This is a genomic window from Nonomuraea sp. C10 (genome assembly GCF_008017515.1).
Classification (GTDB): Bacteria; Actinomycetota; Actinomycetes; order Streptosporangiales; family Streptosporangiaceae; genus Nonomuraea; species Nonomuraea ferruginea.
The window spans coordinates 1256716-1272982 of record NZ_VPFF01000003.1; the positions used below are offsets into that span (position 1 = coordinate 1256716).

The window sequence follows — 16267 nt, forward strand, 5'->3', positions numbered from 1 at the left end:
CCGTCATCTGAAGAGGATGTCCCAGTGGTCGCCCTCGTCGGCGAAGACGGTGCCTGACGGCGAACGGTACAACCGGGCGCCGTCACCCCGCACCCCGGCCGGTTCGGCGGTCTTCTTGATGTAGCGGTCGATGCACTTGTTGTGCCCGATGTCGAGCTTGTGGCCGCTGCCGTGGCTGAAGCGGCCGGGCGCGTGCCCGGTCTCGGTGCCGCCGGTGACGGTGACGGAGCAGCCGCTGCGCTTCTTGAGCTGGACCATCCGCTGCACGGTCGCGGTGCGTACGGATTCGAGCGAGGTGCAGTGGCGGACGTGCCGGTTCGCGCAGCCGCCCGACGAGGTCCAGCGCAGGCCCGCCTGCTTGAGCCAGCGGGTGGCGTGGCTGTGCGACAGGTGCATGGTCGCGTACCTGGGCTTGACCCGGGCCAGCTTCACGCGCCGCTTGCCGCGGCTGTCGGTGCCCTCCAGCGCCTCGTGGGCCCGGGACCGCCAGTCTGCTTCGTAGTCGTGCCACCTGGTCCTGTGGGCCGGTGGGCCCGCGCGGTAGCCGGACCAGCCGATGTCCCGGACGTGCCGTCCGGCTTCGCGGATCCGGTGCGCGGCATGCTCGTGGCGAGGGGCCAGCGAGCGGGCGCCGCCGTACGTCCAGTCCAGGCCGTCGTTTCTGCTCTCGAGTGAGTCGATCCAGCGGGGAGCCTTGAACGCGTCCTCGATGCGAATGATCGGCACCAGCTCCTCTCCCAGGTCCTTACCGGGAGGGATCGGAGTGGCTGAGGCGGCGGTGGCCATGGCGATTATGGAAGTTTCTATAGCAAAGAGCGCGACCACGCAGAGCCGCACTGTCCTACGTATCCACATGTCTGTGCCTTTTCGCGGAATAGCCCTTCCGCTGGAATCATCAATCCCACGCTTCACACGAGATGACCCCTGTCTCAGCGGCATCTTTGCCCTGTGTCTGCGATCACCGTGCGGGTTCATGACCTAACCCGGCATCAAGCCGTAAAGTGACGAACGTGGCCGAAGCCCGAAACCGAGGATCGGAGAGCACCCGGGAGGTCATCGTCGCGACGGCCCTCAGGCTGTTCCGGGAGCGTGGCTTCGAGGCGACGACGATGCGGGCCATCGCCGCCGAGGCCGGGGTGTCGGTGGGCAACGCCTACTACTACTTCGACAGCAAGGAAGCGCTGGTCCAGGCGTACTACGACCGCGCCCAGGCCGAGCACGAGGAGGCCTGCGCGGAGTTGCTGGCTTCCGAGCGCGCCTTCGCGGCCCGCCTGAGTGGCGTGCTGCGGGAGTGGGTACGGGTCTCGGAGCCGTACCACGCGTTCGCCGTCAAGTTCTTCAAGCACGCGGCCGAGCCGGCCAACCCGCTCAGCCCGTTCAGCGCCCAGTCCTCCCCGGCCAGGGAGGCGTCGATCGCCATCTACCGTCAGGTGGTCGAGGGCGCGGCCGACCGCATGGACGCCGAGCTGCGCGAGGAGCTGCCCGAGCTGCTCTGGCTGCTGTCGATGGGCATGGTGCTGTTCTGGGTGCACGACACCTCGCCGGGGTGCGCGCGCACGTACCGGCTGATCGAGGTGACCGTGCCGCTGGTCGACCGGCTGGTGGGGATGTCGCACCTGCCGGGGCTGCGCGGCATCACCAAGGACTTCATCGCGGCGATGCACGAGCTCAGGGCATAGGCGTACCACATACCGATTGGTATGGTGCGGTGCATGACGCAGAACTGGGGCATGACCATTCCCTTCTACGACCGTTCGCTCGCCGCGTCGAAGGAGCTGATCGAGGAGCTGCCGTCGCTCGGTTACACCGATCTGTGGTCCGCGGAGGTGAACGGCGCCGACGGGTTCACGCCCCTGGCCCTGGCCTCGCAGTGGGCCCCGGGAACGCGGCTCGGCAGCGCGATCGTGCCGGTCTCCACGCGCGGCCCCGGCCTGCTGGCGATGTCCGCCGCGACGCTGGCCGACCTGGCGCCGGAGCGGTTCGTGCTGGGCATCGGCTCGTCCTCGCCGGCCATCGTGGAGCGCTGGAACGCGATGGAGTTCACCAAGCCGTACGCGCGCACCCGCGACACCCTGCGCTTCCTGCGGGCCGCCCTGGCCGGCGAGAAGGTGTCGGAGACGTACGAGACGTTCGCGGTCAAGGGGTTCAAGCTGGAGCGGGCGCCGAAGGTCGCGCCGAAGATCGTGCTCGCCGCCCTCCGGCCCCGGATGCTCCGGCTGGCCGCCGAGGAGGCCGACGGCGCGATCACGAACTGGCTCTCGCCCGACGACGTGCGCAAGGTCCGCGCGGAGGTCCGGCCGGAGACCGAGCTGATCGCCCGCCTGTTCGTCTGCGTCAGCGAGGACGCGGACGCGGTACGCGAGCGCGGGCGCTGGATGCTGGCCAGCTACCTCACGGTGCCCGCCTACGCGGCCTTCCACGACTGGCTGGGCCGCGGCGAGCAGCTGCGCCCGCTGCACGAGGCGTGGGCCGCCGGCGACCGCAAGGCCGCGCTCCAGGCCATCCCGGACGAGGTCGTCGACGCGCTCATCGTGCACGGCGACGCGGCCACCTGCCGGGCCAGGATCCAGGAGTACGTGGACAACGGCCTCGACACGCCCGTGCTGGCGCCCATCCCCGGCGAGACCCCGATCGCCCAGGCCGTCCGGGACCTCGCGCCGAAAGCCTGATCGTTAGGAACCAATCCCCGTGGGTAACACGTTATGTCGTGAAACCGGGGTAAGGGGATCACATGAAGCCGAAACCAGCACGCGCCGCCGCGGTCTATCGGACGTACCGCGAAGTGAGCAAGCCGGGCTCCCCGTCCTTCATGACGAGGGTGCGGGCGATCCCGCGCATGATCGGCGACGTGATGCGCGGCCGGTACGAGGGGCTCGGCAAGGGCAAGCTGGGGCTCATGGCGATGGGCGTGGTCTACATGATCTCGCCCATCGACCTGGTGCCCGACTTCCTCGTCCTGATCGGGGTCGCCGACGACTTCGGGGTGTTCCTGTGGCTGATGGCGTCGCTGCTCGGGGAGAGCGGCCGCTACGTCGACTGGGAGCGCAAGGTCGTCACCGGGCACGTGGAGGCCCGGCCGCAGGAAGGCTAGATCTCCTCCATGCGCAGCCAGGCGCGTGACGGGAGCGGGTGGCCGAACAACCGCGCCGCGTTCCCGTACGCGACCCTGGCGATGTCGGCTGGCGGCAGCGGGCCGAGGTTGCGTGCCACGGCCTTCTGCGTGTCGGGCCACGTCGAGTCGGAGTGCGGGTAGCCGCTCTCCTGCAGCACGTGGTCGAGGCCGACCGCCAGCCGCACCCCCGAGAGCGCGTGGTCGTTGAGCGTGCCGAAGAAGAAGTTGCGGCGCAGCACCTCGCTGGGCTTCAGCCCGCCCTCCCACGACGTCTCGCCGCCCGTCACCGGGTGGTCGAGCGCGTAGTCGGCCCGATCGGCCAGCATCGGCAGCCAGCCCACCCCGCCCTCCACGATGAGGATCCGCAGGTTGGGGAAGCGCAGCGGCAGCCCGGACCACAGCCAGTCGGCGCACGCGAACATCGCGCCGGTCGGCATCAGCGTGGTGATCGCCTCGATCGGCGTGTCGGGCGACGGCACCGGCGACCAGCTGGACGCGCCGGTGTGGAGGGCGACCACGGTGCCGGTCTCCTCGCAGGCCGCGAAGAACGGATCCCAGTGGCCGCTGTGGATGGACGGCAGCCGCAGCCGCGTCGGGAACTCGGGGAACACCACGGCCTTGAAACCGCGCGCCGCGTTGGCCCTGATCTCCTTGGCGGCCACGTCGGGGTCGGGCAGCCAGGGCAGCTGCAGCCCGATGATCCGCTCGGGGAAGGTGCCGGCCCAGACGTCGATGTGCCAGTCGTTGTAGGCCTTGACCAGGGCCAGGCCGAGCTCCTGGTCGCGGGTCCTGGCGAAGGCCATGCCGGACTGGCCCGCCACCATGCCGGGGAAGCAGAGCGCGGCCCACACGCCCGCGGTGTCCATGTCCTTGACGCGGGCCTCGATGTCGTAGCAGCCGGGGCGCATGTTCTCGAACCTGACCGGGTCGAGCGTCCACTGCTCGCGCGGCAGGCCGGCGCCGACGTCGAGCCCCGCGCAGGGATAGGTGGCGCCTCCATAGCGCCACACCTGGTGACCGGCCTCGGTCTCCACCACCTTCGGCGCGACGTCGGCGAATTTCTCCGGCACCCGGTCCTCGAAAAGGTCGGGGGGCTCGATCAGATGATCGTCGGCGGAAATGATCACGTAGTCGCGCCGCCTCGGCTCTGGGTCGGGAAGCAGCGGCGTAGTCACGCAGGTAACCGTACGACGGCTGGATAACGTGGAACAAGCTGCGAGGTCTCTAATTGCGATCTGCTGTGTTTGATTGGCGATCCTTCGGATCGCCGGCTCGTCGCTCAGACCCGGCGCCTTCCCTCGTCGCTCAGTCGCTGTGCTTATGGCGATCCTGCGGATCGCGGCTCGTCGCTCAGACCCGGCGTCTTCCCTCGTCGCTCGGTCGCTTCGCTCCCTCCCTCCTCAGTCCAGACACCGGCGCTCCTCGCGGGGCTCCCTCCCTCCTCAGTCCAGACACCGGCGCTCCTCGCGGGGCTCCCTCCCTCCTCAGTCCAGACACCGGCGCTCCTCGCGGGGCTCCCTCCCTCCTCAGTCCAGGCACTGGCACTGCCCGTTAGTTGGTGAGGAGGTGTCGGCGGAGTTCGGTGATGGGGTCGGCGCCGAGGCCGAGGGTTTTCGTCGCGTATGACTCTATGGAGTTGTGGCGGGCGCGTAAGTCGGTGAGGAACAGGCGCATGGCTTCCGCGGGGGCCAGGCCGAAGCCGGGCCAGAGTGTTCCGTCCGGGTGGCGGGCCGTCCAGTCGGCGATGAAGCGGTCGGTGGCCAGGCCGGTCAGGGCGTAGTCGGCGACGATGTCGTCCTCGGCGACGCCCAGGAGGGACAGCACGATCGCCAGGAGGAGGCCGGTGCGGTCCTTGCCCGCGGCGCAGTGGACGACGACGGGCGCGCTGTCGGCGCGGCAGATCGTCTCCATGGCGGTGCGCAGGTTGGCGACCCCGTCCTCGGTCACCTCCAGGTAGCGGTCCGCCAGGTAGCGGGCGACGCCCCGGTCCTCTTCGTAGAGGGCGAAGTCCCAGCGGCGGCCCTCGATGGGCAGGTTGTGGTAGGCCAGCCCGTGCTCCTCGGGGACCCGGCCGTACTTCTCCGCCTCGAAGGGGTTGCGCAGGTCGATGACGGTGCGCACGCGCAGCGCCCGGAACGTGTCGAGGTCCTCGCCGGCCAGCCAGCCGAGGGAGTCGGCGCGGTAGAGGCGCTGCCAGCGGACGGACCGGCCGTCGGCGGTGGCATATCCGCCAACGTCACGAAAATTGTGGATGTTGGCGAATTTGATGTGCCGGATCACGTCCAACACCTTAATCGGCGCGGACTTCCTCCGGCTCGGGTACGGACTCCTGCGCCTTCCTGTCGGCCACCTCGCGCCTGATGAGCAGCACCCAGCCGCCGATCGCGATGCCGATGAAGAGCCACCACTGCACGCCGTAGGCGAGGTTGAGCCCGCCGCCCGCGCCCACGTCGGGCTCGGTCACCGGCTCGGGGGCGGCGGCGCCCGCGGGCTCCTGCCCGGTCAGCTCGACGTACCCGTCGAGCAGGGGATACGGCAGGGACCGGCCGATCGAGGCCGGGTTGATGAGCAGCACCTGCCGGGGCGGCAGCCCGGACCGCTCCCTGATGCCGCTGCCGGCCTCGGTCTCGCTCGGGCGTAGCCTCCCGGTGACAGTTACCTCACCCGTGGGCGGCGGCGGCACCGCGGGATACTCGTCGGCGGTGGCGCCCGCCTTGACCCAGCCCCGGTTGACCAGAACGGCGTGGCCGCCGCCGATGGACAGGGGAGTGAGCACGTAGTAGCCCGGCCGCCCGCCCTGCGGCCGCCGGCGCACGACGAGCTCCTGCTGGGGGTCGTACGTGCCGGTGACCGTGACGTTCTTGAACCGGTCGGACTCCTTGGCCGGCCGGCCCGGCTGGACGAGGGTCTCCAGGGGCACCGGGGCGCTCTCGATGTTGCGGGTGACCAGGTCGCTGTTGGCCGAGCGTTCCTCGAAGCGCCCGAACTGCCACTGCCCCAGCAGCACGAAGGCGGGGATCACGAGCAGCACGACGACGTGGAGCGCGATCCACCGGGGTGTGAGCAGGAACCGGTACACGCTTCAAGGGTAGGCACCGCGGCGGGTGGTCCCGCACGCGGCTCAGGCGGTCTTACGCGCAGCTCCCGGCAGCGGGGTGACCTCGCTCGGGCCGCCCACCTCGTGGCCTTCGGCGCACCGGAAGTGCTGCTCGACGAGGGCGCCGCAGTCGCGGTGGGAGAGCAGCACGGGCGGCCCCTCCTCGCCCGTGAGGTACTTGTCGCCCCAGTGCATGAGCGCGACCAGCAGCGGATAGAGGTCGCGCCCCTTCTCGGTCAGCCGGTACTCGTCGCGTTGCCGCTGGCCCGGCTCGCGGTAGGGGACCTTGCGCAGCAGCCCTTCGTCGACCAGGCGCGTCAGCCGGGCGCTGAGCACCTGGCGCGGCGCGCCGGTGTTGGACTGCATGTCGGCGAACCGTCTCACGCCGCTGAACGCCTCACGCAGCACGAGGAAGGTCCATTTCTCCCCGACGACGTCCAGGGTGCTCTCGATCGAGCAGTTGTTCACCCGGAAAGGCACGTTCATGCCGCACATTCTACCTGAGTTCAATTGACAGACTCAGGTCTGCTGAAGCAAGCTGAGTTCATGTCTGGAACTCAGGGGGAACCTCCGTGCGGCGTGCTGATCCGTCCGGCCGTGAGCGACGACGCCGAGCGCGTCCGGCGCTTCCTGACGGGCCTTTCCCTGCACACGCAGACCCTGCGCTTCTTCGCCGGCGTCAGCCGTCCGGCGGCGAGCCTGGTGCGCGCGCTCATCGAGGTGAACGAGACCAGGGACGCGCTCGTCGCCGTGCTGGAGGGAGAGGTCGTCGGCCACGCCATGAGTTACCGGGGCGGCCAGACCGACGTGGAGATCGCGGTGGTGGTGGCCGACCAGTGGCAGGGGTTCGGGCTCGGCCCCGCCCTGATCGACACGCTGCTGGCCAGGGCGACCGTGCGCGGGGCCAGCACCGTCGGCATGGACGTGCTCGGTGACAACCGCAAGGTGCTGGGCATGATCCGCAGGATCTGGCCGGGCGCGCAGATGAAAGTATCCGCCGGATCGGTGGAGGTGACCGCTATGATCCGAGAGGCCCAGATATTTGCGGAACAAGGTTCTGGTGGCTCACCATTGACAGTGTGAAGAGTGCCAAGAACGGACGCGACGGCCGGACCCGGATCATCGAGGGGGCCCTCCGCCGATTCAGCCAGGATGGGGTGTCGGCCACCACCCTGGCCAGCCTCCGTGACGAGAGTGGTGTGAGCGTAGGCAGCTTCTACCACCACTTCGCGAGCAAGGAGCACGTCTTCGGCGTGCTCTACGCCGAGACGCTCCGGGCCTACCAGCAGGAGTTCGTCGCCGAGCTGAGGCGCCACGACGACGCCCGCGACGGCGTGGAGGCCGTGGTCGCCTTCCACATGCGCTGGTCGGGCGAGCACCCCGAGCGGGCCAGGCTGCTCGTCAGCGAGCGCCCGCCGCGCAAGCAGGAGCCGGGCGGCGCCGAGGTGGCCGAGGCCCGGCGCGAGTTCTTCCGCCAGGTGTCCGACTGGTGGCGGCCGCACATGAGGAACGGCATGCTCCAGCCCGTCTCCCCGACCATGTGCTACGTGCTGTGGCTCGGGCCGGCGCAGGAGATCTGCCGGCTGTGGTTCGCCGGCGCGCACACCCCGACCGAGGAAGAGGTCAAGGGCCTGGGCGAGGCCGCCTGGCACAGCCTGCGCCAGCGCGACGAGGACTAGCGGTCAGGCGGGCTGCCGCACCCGCGTCCGCACCCTCCAGCTCGCCGCGTCGAGCGAGATGTCCAGCCGCAGCTCTCCCCGCTGCCGGCGCAGCCCCGGCACGCGCACGCGGTCCTGGACGTCGAAGCGCCCGCCGCGCGAGTAGCCGAACCCGAGCTCCCCGGGCAGCACCCGGAGGTCGTCGCGGTTGCCGCAGTGCGGGCACGTCCACGACACCAGGTCCAGGCCGCGGTTGTAGTCGGAGCAGGCGGCGAAGTAGTCGTCGGGCACGAAACGCGCCTCGCAGGCCAGACAGGGGATGAGCACGGGATCCGCTCCTCTTCGAACGGCGGGGGAGAGCATCCAAGAGATACCCCGCCACACTTGTGCCTCGCTTGGAGAATGCTGCGGTATCTCGTAACAGTATGATCACTGACAGTATCGGATCATGCGTGTTGGTTCACGGTGAAAGGATGGTGTCGTGGAACGACTGCGCGATCATCTCCTGGAGACCGGTTACACAGTGGACGGCGTGCGCGACCGGCTGGGCGACGTCGCGGCCTCCACGCTCGCCCGCGAAGAGCTGGTCCCGGCCCTGCGCGCCACCGCCGACGGCGACCCGCTCGGCGCGCTGATCCGGCTCTGGTGGCTCGGCGTTCCCGTCGAGGCCGCGAGCCTGCCGGCGGTGGTCCTGGAGTCCGGGCTGGTCAGCGCCGAGGGCGACACGGTCCGCGCCGACGTGCACCTGCAGCCCTGGGAGAGCGACGGCTACGTGGTCTCCGACCGCAAGGTGCGCCCCGGCGACCCGACTGTCCGCCCCGACCACGTGGTCGGCGCGGGCGGCGCGTCCGCCAACCTCGCCCAGCTCGTCACCCGCCGCCCCGCCGACCGGGCGCTCGACCTCGGCACCGGCTGCGGCGTGCAGGTGGTGTCGCTCGACGGCCGGGCCTCTCACGTGACGGCCACCGACGTCAACCCGCGGGCGATCGAGCTGGCCCGGCTGAGCTGGCGGCTCTCGGGCGTGTCCGGCGTGGACGCCCGCGTCGGCTCGCTGTTCGAGCCGGTCGCGGACGAGCACTACGACCTGATCGTGGCCAACCCGCCGTTCGTGATCTCTCCGGGCGGCACGCTGACCTACCGCGAGACCGGCGCCGGCGGCGACGCGTTCTGCCGCGATCTCGTACGGGAGACGCCGCGCCATCTCAGCCCCGGCGGTCAGGCGCACTTCCTGGCCAGCTGGCTGCACGTGGAGGGGGAAGACTGGCGCGAGCGGGTGGGCGGCTGGCTGCGCGAGGGCGGCTGCGACGCCTGGGTGGTGCAGCGCGACGTGCAGGACCCGGCCGAGTACGTCGAGCTGTGGCTGCGCGACGCCGCCGAGCAGGGCACCCCCGGTTACACCGAGCGCTACGACCGGTGGCTGGCCTGGTTCGAGGAGCACAAGGTCGAGGCGGTCGGCTTCGGCTGGATCAGCATGCGCAACTCCGGCACCCTCGACCCGGTGGTCCGCGTCGAGCAGCTCACCCACCAGGTGGCGCTGCCGGTCGGCGACTACGTGGACGGCGTGCTCGACGCGATCGCGGCCGCCCACCGCGTGCAAGACCTGCCGTCGGCCCGGCTGCGCACCGCCGACGGCCTGCTGGACGAGCGCGTCGGGCTGCCCGGCGCGGAGGACCCGATGCGCATCGTGCTGCGCCAGACCACCGGGCTGCGCCGCACCCGCGAGGTCGGCACGGTCGAGGCGGCGCTGGCCGGCGTGTGCGACGGCGAGCTGGCGCTCGGGCCCCTGCTCAACGTCATCGCCGAACTGGTCGGCGACGGCGGCGCCCCGCAGACCGAGGCCATCCGCCCCCTCATCGCCGAGGGCTACTTCCTCCTCTGACCGCTCCGCCGGAGGGCTGCGATCCGGCGTTGATCGGCTGTTGACCGGCGCCGTGGAAACTTCTGACCACGACGCGGCCCTGGGGGGTTCGAGGACCGTGTCGGGTCCGGCCGGTCGCCGTTGTGAGGCGGCTAGCCGCCGCGCGGAGCATCCGGATGACCGGGCCCCCTAGCGACGCGCGGTGGTCAGGCGGCCGGCCGGGCCGCCGATCCACCTGTACGGACCACGGGGGTTCGTGACTCCCAAAGGACAGCCTTGTTTAACCATGTGTGGATGACACGTCTGGACGACGAGCTGTACTCAGGACTCGACGACCTTCCCGCCGGCCTTCCCGGCGACGGGGACGCTGTCGAGCAGGCTCCTGACGTCGCCGGCCTCGGGAGCGCCGAGCCGGGTGAAGATGGCGAGGGCCCCACGTAGGCACTCGGCGCTCCTGGCCGCGCTGCCCAGCCCTTTGAGCGCGCGGCCCAGCACCGTGAGCGACAGCGCCTCCCCGTACGGATGACCGATCTCGCGGGAGACGACCAGCGCCTGCTCGGCGTGGCGCACCGCGTCCTCGTAGCGTTCGGCGGCGATGAACGTCTCCGCCAGCCGCGAGCACACCCGCTGCTCCCACACCCGCTGCTTGCCGGCCCGGAAGAAGGCCAGGCACTCGGCGTGGTGGTGGACGGCCTCGGTCAGCCGGCCGACCCGGGACAGCACGATGCCGAGGTGGTAGCGGGCCCTGGCGGTGCCGGCGCCGCTGCCGATCTCGGTGAAGATGGCCAGGCCCTTCTCCGCCGCCGCGATGGCGTCCTCGGGCCGGCCCAGGCCGAGATGGTCGCGGGCCGAGTAGCTGAGCACCAGCGCCTCGCCCGCAGGCACGCCGTTCTCCCGGTACCAGCGCATCGCCGCCTCGAACCAGGCCAGCGCCTCGGTGTGGCGGCGCTGCCGGCCCACCACGACCGCCAGCGCGTTGAGCACCTCGCCGGTGACGATCTTCTCCCCGCGGGTCGCCGACAGCTCGTGCACCCGGGTGAACTGCTCCTCGGCCTCCGGCAGCCGGTTGCCGGCGAACAGCACCCGGCCGAGCACGTACCGGGCACGCAGCTCGCTGCCCCGGTCGCCGAGCCGGAGCGCGGTGGCCAGCACGGCGCGGGTGCCGTGGTCGAACTCGCGGGTGTGGGTGCCGGACTCCAGCAGCGGCTCCATGGCCACCAGCAGGTCGCCGGCGGGCAGCAGCTGCTCGCCCGCGCGGGCGGAGGCGGCGGCCTGGTTGATGGTGGCGAACAGCGCGTCGCCCTCGACGATCAGCCAGGCGACGGCCTCGTCGGCGGTGCCGAACGTGCGCCCGCTGCCGACCACCACCAGGTTGTCGGAGATCATGCTGCCCTCGTAGGCCAGCCGGTGCGCCGACTGGGTCGAGGCCAGGTAGAAGCCGAGCAGGCGGCGCAGCGCGAGCGTGCGCGCCTGCTGCCGCTCGGCCCTGTCCAGCTCCCGCCGGGCGAACAGCTTGAGCAGGTCGTGGAACCGGTAGCGGCCGGGCGCGGGCGCCTCCACCAGGCTCGCGTCGACCAGCGACTCCAGCACGTCCTCCGCCTCGATCGCGGTCATCGACAGCAGCGCGGCCGCCGCCCCGATCGAGATGTCCGGCCCGTTGGGCAGCGACAGCAGCCGGAAGGCGCGCTGCTGCGTCTGGTCGAGCTGGCCGTAGCCGAGCGCGAACGTGGCCTCCACGGCCAGGTTGCCGACCCGCATCTCGTCCAGCCGGCGCTGCTCGTCGGCCAGCCGGGGCACCAGCGAGGCGACCGTCCACGACGGGCGGGCGGCCAGCCTGGCCGCGACGATCCGCACCGCCAGCGGCAGGAACCCGCAGGCGGCGACCACGTCCATGGCGGCGCCGTGCTCGGCCGCGACCCGCTCGGGCCCGGCCACCGCGGCGAACAGCGACAGCGCCTCGTCGGGCTCCATCACGTCCAGGTCGACGAGCCTGGCCGAGGGCAGGTCGGCGAGCTTGGACCGGCTGGTCACGATCGCCGCGCAGCCCGGTGAGCCCGGCAGCAGCGGGCTGACCTGGGAGGCGTCGCGGGCGTTGTCGAGCAGCACGAGGATGCGCCGGTCGGCCAGGATCGACCGGTAGAGCGCCGACCGGTCGGCCGGGCTCTCGGGGATCACGTCGGCCGGGATGCCCAGCGCGCGCAGGAACGAGCCCAGAACCGACGTGGGGTCGGCCGCCTCGTCGGTGTAGCCGCGCAGGTCGGCGTAGAGCTGGCCGCCGGGGAACAGGTCGCCGGTGGCGTGCGCCACGTGCACCGCCAGCGTGGTCTTGCCCACGCCGCCTATCCCGCAGATCGCCACGACCGGCACGCCCTCGGCCGACGACTGGGCCGACAGCAGCGAGCGCAGCCGCCCGGCGATCTCCTTGCGCCCGGTGAAGTCGTTGACGGCGGCCGGGAGCTGGGCGGGCCTGGGGAGTTCGGGCGCCGGCTCCTCGTCGGGCTCGGGCGCGTCCTGCCCGGCCTCGGCGGCGGCCCCTTGGGCGGGCGCGGCCGGGGCGGCCAGGGTCGGGTCGGCGGCCAGGATGCGCTGGTGCAGGGCGGTCAGCTCCGGCCCCGGCTCGACGCCCAGCTCGTCGATCAGCGCCTCGCGCGTCTCGGTGAACACGTTGAGCGCGTCGCCCTGCCGTCCGCACCGGTAGTAGGCGAGCATCAGCTGGGCGCGCAGCCGCTCGCGCAGCGGGTGTTCGGCGGTGAGCGCGATCAGCTCGGCCACCACCGCCGCGTGGTCGCCCAGCTCCAGGTCCACGTCCATGAGCGCCTCGACCACGCCGAGCCGCCGCTCGACGAGGCGGTCGCGCTGGTGCTCGGCGTACGGGCCGACGGCTCCGGCCAGCGGCTCGCCCTCGAACAGCGCGAGCGCGGCCCGCATCTTCTCGGCGGCCTCGCGCGGGCGGCCGCTCTTGCGGGCGGACTCGGCCGCCGCGATGCCGCGCTCGAATTTGGTCAGGTCCAGGGCGTCGGCCGCCAGCCGCAGCGCGTAGCCCTTGCCGACGGAGGTCAGCAGCTCCGGGCGCGAGCGGGCGGGCCGGTCGGGTTCCAGCACCGTACGCAGCCGGGAGACGTAGGTGCGCAGCGCGCCCAGCGCGCGCGGCGGTGATTCCTCGCCCCAGATGGCGTCGATCATCTCGGTGGGGGTGACCGCCCGCCCTTCCTTGAGCAGCAGCATGCCGAGGATGGAGCGCTGCAGCGGGGTGCCGAGGTCGAGCTCCTGCCCGTGGCGCCAGGCACGGACGGGACCCAGCACGGCGAACCGCAGCCCGCCCTCGACTCCCTGACCAGCCATGCCGCCTGTCCCCACAGCAATGGAACGAATTGGTACCAAATGATAGATCCAACCTCAGCCGGCACCTAGAAAGGAACCCATTCCTTCATTCTCGCGTTGATCCGGCTTTGATTCCCCGTTGAGCCTCACGGGCGACCCTTCAGACAAGGACGGTGTGGCCCGCGGGGGCGGCCGCATCGGGAGCGCATATCAGCCGAGACGTCGGAGGCCCCGCCCTGGGGGGACAGGGCGGGGCCTCCGCATGTCTGAAGGGGTCAGGAGACCAGGGCGGGGCGCGTCAGCGACAGCTCCGCCAGGCCCAGGGCCAGATGGTCCAGGCTGGCCTTGATCCACGGCAACCGGAGCGGGTCGGAGCTCTCCAGCGCGGCCATGCGCTCCTCGTGCGTCTCCCCGTACAGGAGGCTGACCGCGACGCGGACCCGCGCGGCGGCCGGGTCGTCGCCGAACGCGTGGCCCGGCAGCACGCCGATGCCGTGCGTGTCGAGCAGGAGCCGGGTGATCTCCGCCGAGCCGCCGAGGCCCAGGTGGCCCAGGTCGGGGTAGAGGTAGAAACCGCCCTGCGGGGCCGGCACGGACGCGCCGATCGCCAGGAACCGGTCGCGGACGGCGTGCGCCACGGTGCCGTGCAGGCGCCCGCTGCGCGTGATGCGCTCGGTCAGCTCGGGCGGATCGGTGAAGGCGTAGACGGCCGCCTCCTGCACCGGCGCGGCCGGCGCTGACCAGATCTCGCTGGCCACGGCGAGCAGCCGTCCGCGCAGGTCGTCGGCGCCGTCGGGGAGCCTGGCCACGCCGATCCGCCAGCCGCCCAGCGCCAGGCTCTTGCTAAGCCCGGTGGTGATCAGCGTGCGCTCGGGCGCGAGGTCGGCGGGCGAGGTGTACTCCTGGCCGGGATCGTGCAGCAGATCGCGGTAGATCTCGTCGGAGATGATGTAGAGGTCCAGCTCGCGGGCGACCTCCACCAGCCGGCTGATGGTCCGCCTCGGCGCGAGCATCCCCGTCGGGTTGTCCGGCAGTGTCACCAGCACGGAGCGTACGGTCCTGCCCCGCGCGCGGGCGCCGCGCACGGCCTCGGCCACCAGGTCGGGATCCGGCACGCCGCCCTCGCCCGGCGGCGGGGGCAGCAGGATCGGGCTGGAGCCGACCAGATCGGCCTGCGCCGCGTAGCTGACCCAGCTGGGCATCGTCAGGACGACGTCACCGCCGATCGCCAGCAGCAGCCCGTACAGCAGCGACTTGCTGCCGGGCCCGCAGACGACCTGCTCGGGGTCGGTGATGAGCCCCCGTCGAGTCCAGTAGCCCGCTGCCGCGCCGCGGAGTCCGGCCGCCCCCGCGACCGGCCCGTAGCCGTTGCGATGGGATGCGGCGGCCAGCTGCTCGCGCAGCGCCGGGTGGACGGGCAGACCGGCCTCACCGAAGGCCAGGTTCAGCACGCGTTCCCCGGCGCGTCGTCTTCGCTCGATGTCCTCGTTCGCCGCCAGGGTGGCAGACAGAGTCACAGCCATGTTTGTCACGTTCCCAGGGTGGTTGGATGAAGGCATCAGTACAAGCGAGGCTTGTTGTGGGTAGGCATAAGGAAGTCTGATGCTTGATCTGCGGCGTTTGATGTTGATCTGCGAGTTCGCCCGGCGGGGCAGCATCGCCGGGACCGCCGAATCCCTCGGCTACAGTCCCTCCGCGGTCTCCCAGCAACTGGCGGCGCTGGAACGCGAGGCGGGCACCGCCCTCATCGACCGGACGGCCAGAAGCGCTGAACTCACCGACGCCGGACGGCGGCTCGTGGCCCACGCGGAACGCATCCTTTCCATGGTCGAAGAGGCGGAATCAGACCTGTCGGCCCACGCGGGGAGTCCCGCCGGGCGCGTCGTGGTCACCGCCTTCCCCACAGCGGCGGTGGCATTCGCCCCGGCGCTCGCCCGCTCCCTCCGCCGCCACACCGAACTCACGCTCCGCCTGCGGCAGAGCCGGTCCGGACGGGGAATGCGCGAGGTGCAATCGGGTGAGGTGGACATCGCCCTGGTCGACGACTGGTACGGGCGAGCCGCCGACAGCGACAACCTGCGCGTCTTCCCGCTGCTGTCCGACCCGCTCGTGCTCGTGGTGCCGCGCAAGCACCGGCTCGCCGACCCGGAAGTGCCGCTCGACCTGCGCGAACTGCGCGACGAGCCGTGGATGGCCACCCCCGACGGCGAGCCGTCCAGGCTGGCGATGGACCGGCTGCTGATGGACGTGGGCGGCACCAAGCCGGTCCCGTGGGAGTTCGAGGGCCTCGGCACGATCCTGTCGCTGGTGGCCAAGGGCATCGGCATCGCCGCCGTGCCCGCGCTGGCGCTGGCCGCCGGGGTGCGCGGGCTGTCGGTGCGCGACTTCCCCGGCAACCCGGTGGCCCGCGAGGTGCTCGCCGTCGCCCGCGCCTCCAGCGTGAACCGGCCCTCGGTCTCGGTCACGCTGCGCGCGATCCACGTCGCGGCCCGGCTCATCGCCGCCGACCTCGCCGCCGTACAGCTCGCGGCCCGGTAGCCTCTGGGGCCATGCCGCCCTCGTACGACATCGAGCACCTGCTGCTGTCCCAGCCGAGCATCCGCACGGTCGCGGGCGTGGACGAGGTGGGCCGGGGCGCCTGGGCGGGCCCGGTCACCGTCTGCGCCGTGGTCGCGGGCGACGGTGAGCCGCCGGCCGCGCTGACCGACTCCAAGCGGCTCACCGCGGCCAGGCGCGAGGCGGTGGCGGCCGAGCTGGGGCCGTGGGCGGCGGGCGTCGGCTTCGGCGAGGCGTCCCATCTGGAGATCGACGAGCTGGGCATGACCGAGGCGCTGCGCAGGGCGGCCAGGCGGGCGCTGGAGGCGCTGCCGGTCAGGCCCGACGCGGTGATCCTCGACGGCAAGCACGACTACATCGGCCCGCCCTGGCGGGTGCGGCTGGAGGTCAGGGGCGACGCGGCCAGCGTGTCGGTGGCCGCCGCGTCGGTGCTGGCCAAGGTCCGCAGGGACGCTCACATGGCGGCGATCGGGTTCGCGGAGTACGGGTTCGCGGAGAGCGCCGGCTACCCGTCGCCGCTCCACCAGGAGGCGCTGGCCCGGCTCGGGCCGACACCGCATCACCGGCTTTCCTGGTCGTACCTCGACGACCTGCCCGCGTGGCGGCACCTGAAGCGACACCGGGATCCAGCCGTGGGGGAGGGGCAGGTCAGCCTCTTCGGCTGA

The 16267-nt window shown here is 71.7% G+C and carries 16 protein-coding genes; 8 read left to right on the forward strand and 8 right to left on the reverse strand.

What is annotated here, in order from left to right:
* Positions 1-3: 3 nt before the first annotated feature.
* Positions 4-726: a hypothetical protein gene (locus FR742_RS37515; protein ID WP_148036001.1), complete on the reverse strand. Its 723-nt coding sequence runs from the start codon at positions 724-726 to the stop codon at positions 4-6.
* 284 nt (positions 727-1010) lie between these two features.
* On the opposite strand from FR742_RS37515, the gene FR742_RS37520 reads away from it, so the two are divergent.
* The 3 genes from FR742_RS37520 (at position 1011) to FR742_RS37530 (ending at position 3091) form a co-directional block, all read left to right on the forward strand.
* Positions 1011-1679 carry a TetR/AcrR family transcriptional regulator gene (locus FR742_RS37520; RefSeq protein WP_222709254.1) on the forward strand — a complete coding sequence of 223 codons (669 nt, stop codon included), beginning with the start codon at positions 1011-1013 and terminating at the stop codon, positions 1677-1679.
* 33 nt (positions 1680-1712) lie between these two features.
* Positions 1713-2669: an LLM class F420-dependent oxidoreductase gene (locus FR742_RS37525; RefSeq protein WP_148036003.1), complete on the forward strand. Its 957-nt coding sequence runs from the start codon at positions 1713-1715 to the stop codon at positions 2667-2669.
* Positions 2670-2731: 62 nt separating this feature from the next.
* Positions 2732-3091, forward strand: a complete 360-nt coding sequence (locus FR742_RS37530) for a YkvA family protein (protein ID WP_148036004.1) — start codon at positions 2732-2734, stop codon at positions 3089-3091.
* Here FR742_RS37530 and FR742_RS37535 read toward each other — a convergent pair.
* From FR742_RS37535 to FR742_RS37550, 4 genes are all read right to left on the reverse strand, one after another.
* Entirely contained in the window at positions 3088-4287 is a 1200-nt protein-coding gene (locus FR742_RS37535) for an amidohydrolase family protein (RefSeq protein ID WP_148036005.1), read from the reverse strand. The genes FR742_RS37530 and FR742_RS37535 overlap by 4 nt on opposite strands.
* Before the next feature lie 376 nt (positions 4288-4663).
* A complete protein-coding gene (locus tag FR742_RS37540; RefSeq protein ID WP_148036006.1) occupies positions 4664-5392 on the reverse strand; it encodes a tyrosine-protein phosphatase in 729 nt (242 codons plus the stop codon).
* Between the two features lie 10 nt (positions 5393-5402).
* Complete coding sequence (locus FR742_RS37545) at positions 5403-6191, reverse strand: SURF1 family protein (protein WP_148036007.1); 789 nt, start codon at positions 6189-6191, stop codon at positions 5403-5405.
* A gap of 42 nt (positions 6192-6233) precedes the next feature.
* Positions 6234-6695: a helix-turn-helix domain-containing protein gene (locus FR742_RS37550; RefSeq protein WP_148036008.1), complete on the reverse strand. Its 462-nt coding sequence runs from the start codon at positions 6693-6695 to the stop codon at positions 6234-6236.
* Between the two features lie 60 nt (positions 6696-6755).
* On the opposite strand from FR742_RS37550, the gene FR742_RS37555 reads away from it, so the two are divergent.
* Both FR742_RS37555 and FR742_RS37560 read left to right on the forward strand, forming a co-directional pair.
* Positions 6756-7292, forward strand: coding sequence for a GNAT family N-acetyltransferase (locus tag FR742_RS37555; RefSeq protein ID WP_148036009.1), 537 nt, complete (start codon positions 6756-6758; stop codon positions 7290-7292).
* Positions 7289-7888: a TetR/AcrR family transcriptional regulator gene (locus FR742_RS37560; RefSeq protein WP_148036010.1), complete on the forward strand. Its 600-nt coding sequence runs from the start codon at positions 7289-7291 to the stop codon at positions 7886-7888. The genes FR742_RS37555 and FR742_RS37560 overlap by 4 nt, the downstream gene beginning before the upstream one ends.
* A gap of 3 nt (positions 7889-7891) precedes the next feature.
* Here FR742_RS37560 and FR742_RS37565 read toward each other — a convergent pair whose 3' ends face one another.
* Entirely contained in the window at positions 7892-8194 is a 303-nt protein-coding gene (locus tag FR742_RS37565) for a hypothetical protein (RefSeq protein WP_261808992.1), read from the reverse strand.
* 154 nt (positions 8195-8348) lie between these two features.
* Here FR742_RS37565 and FR742_RS37570 point away from each other — a divergent pair, with 154 nt between their 5' ends.
* The gene (locus FR742_RS37570; protein WP_148036011.1) at positions 8349-9746 is read left to right on the forward strand and encodes a class I SAM-dependent methyltransferase; all 1398 of its coding nucleotides are present in this window, start codon (positions 8349-8351) and stop codon (positions 9744-9746) included.
* A 300-nt stretch (positions 9747-10046) separates the two neighbouring features.
* Here FR742_RS37570 and FR742_RS37575 read toward each other — a convergent pair whose 3' ends face one another.
* Positions 10047-13067 carry an AfsR/SARP family transcriptional regulator gene (locus tag FR742_RS37575; protein ID WP_148036012.1) on the reverse strand — a complete coding sequence of 1007 codons (3021 nt, stop codon included), beginning with the start codon at positions 13065-13067 and terminating at the stop codon, positions 10047-10049.
* A 254-nt stretch (positions 13068-13321) separates the two neighbouring features.
* Positions 13322-14569, reverse strand: a complete 1248-nt coding sequence (locus tag FR742_RS37580; protein WP_148036013.1) for a pyridoxal phosphate-dependent aminotransferase — start codon at positions 14567-14569, stop codon at positions 13322-13324.
* Positions 14570-14648: 79 nt separating this feature from the next.
* Here FR742_RS37580 and FR742_RS37585 point away from each other — a divergent pair, with 79 nt between their 5' ends.
* Both FR742_RS37585 and FR742_RS37590 read left to right on the forward strand, forming a co-directional pair.
* Positions 14649-15584, forward strand: a complete 936-nt coding sequence (locus FR742_RS37585) for a LysR family transcriptional regulator (protein ID WP_148036014.1) — start codon at positions 14649-14651, stop codon at positions 15582-15584.
* An 11-nt stretch (positions 15585-15595) separates the two neighbouring features.
* Positions 15596-16267 carry a ribonuclease HII gene (locus FR742_RS37590; protein ID WP_148036015.1) on the forward strand — a complete coding sequence of 224 codons (672 nt, stop codon included), beginning with the start codon at positions 15596-15598 and terminating at the stop codon, positions 16265-16267.

What these genes read in the sequence shown, in the direction of transcription:
- FR742_RS37525 (WP_148036003.1), top strand. Translation starts at nt 1,713, where the DNA reads ATGACGCAGAACTGGGGCATGACCATTCCCTTCTACGACCGTTCGCTC.
- FR742_RS37530 (WP_148036004.1), top strand. Translation starts at nt 2,732, where the DNA reads ATGAAGCCGAAACCAGCACGCGCCGCCGCGGTCTATCGGACGTACCGC.
- FR742_RS37550 (WP_148036008.1), bottom strand. Translation starts at nt 6,695, where the DNA reads ATGAACGTGCCTTTCCGGGTGAACAACTGCTCGATCGAGAGCACCCTG.
- FR742_RS37555 (WP_148036009.1), top strand. Translation starts at nt 6,756, where the DNA reads ATGTCTGGAACTCAGGGGGAACCTCCGTGCGGCGTGCTGATCCGTCCG.
- FR742_RS37575 (WP_148036012.1), bottom strand. Translation starts at nt 13,067, where the DNA reads ATGGCTGGTCAGGGAGTCGAGGGCGGGCTGCGGTTCGCCGTGCTGGGT.
- FR742_RS37580 (WP_148036013.1), bottom strand. Translation starts at nt 14,569, where the DNA reads ATGGCTGTGACTCTGTCTGCCACCCTGGCGGCGAACGAGGACATCGAG.
- FR742_RS37585 (WP_148036014.1), top strand. Translation starts at nt 14,649, where the DNA reads ATGCTTGATCTGCGGCGTTTGATGTTGATCTGCGAGTTCGCCCGGCGG.
- FR742_RS37590 (WP_148036015.1), top strand. Translation starts at nt 15,596, where the DNA reads ATGCCGCCCTCGTACGACATCGAGCACCTGCTGCTGTCCCAGCCGAGC.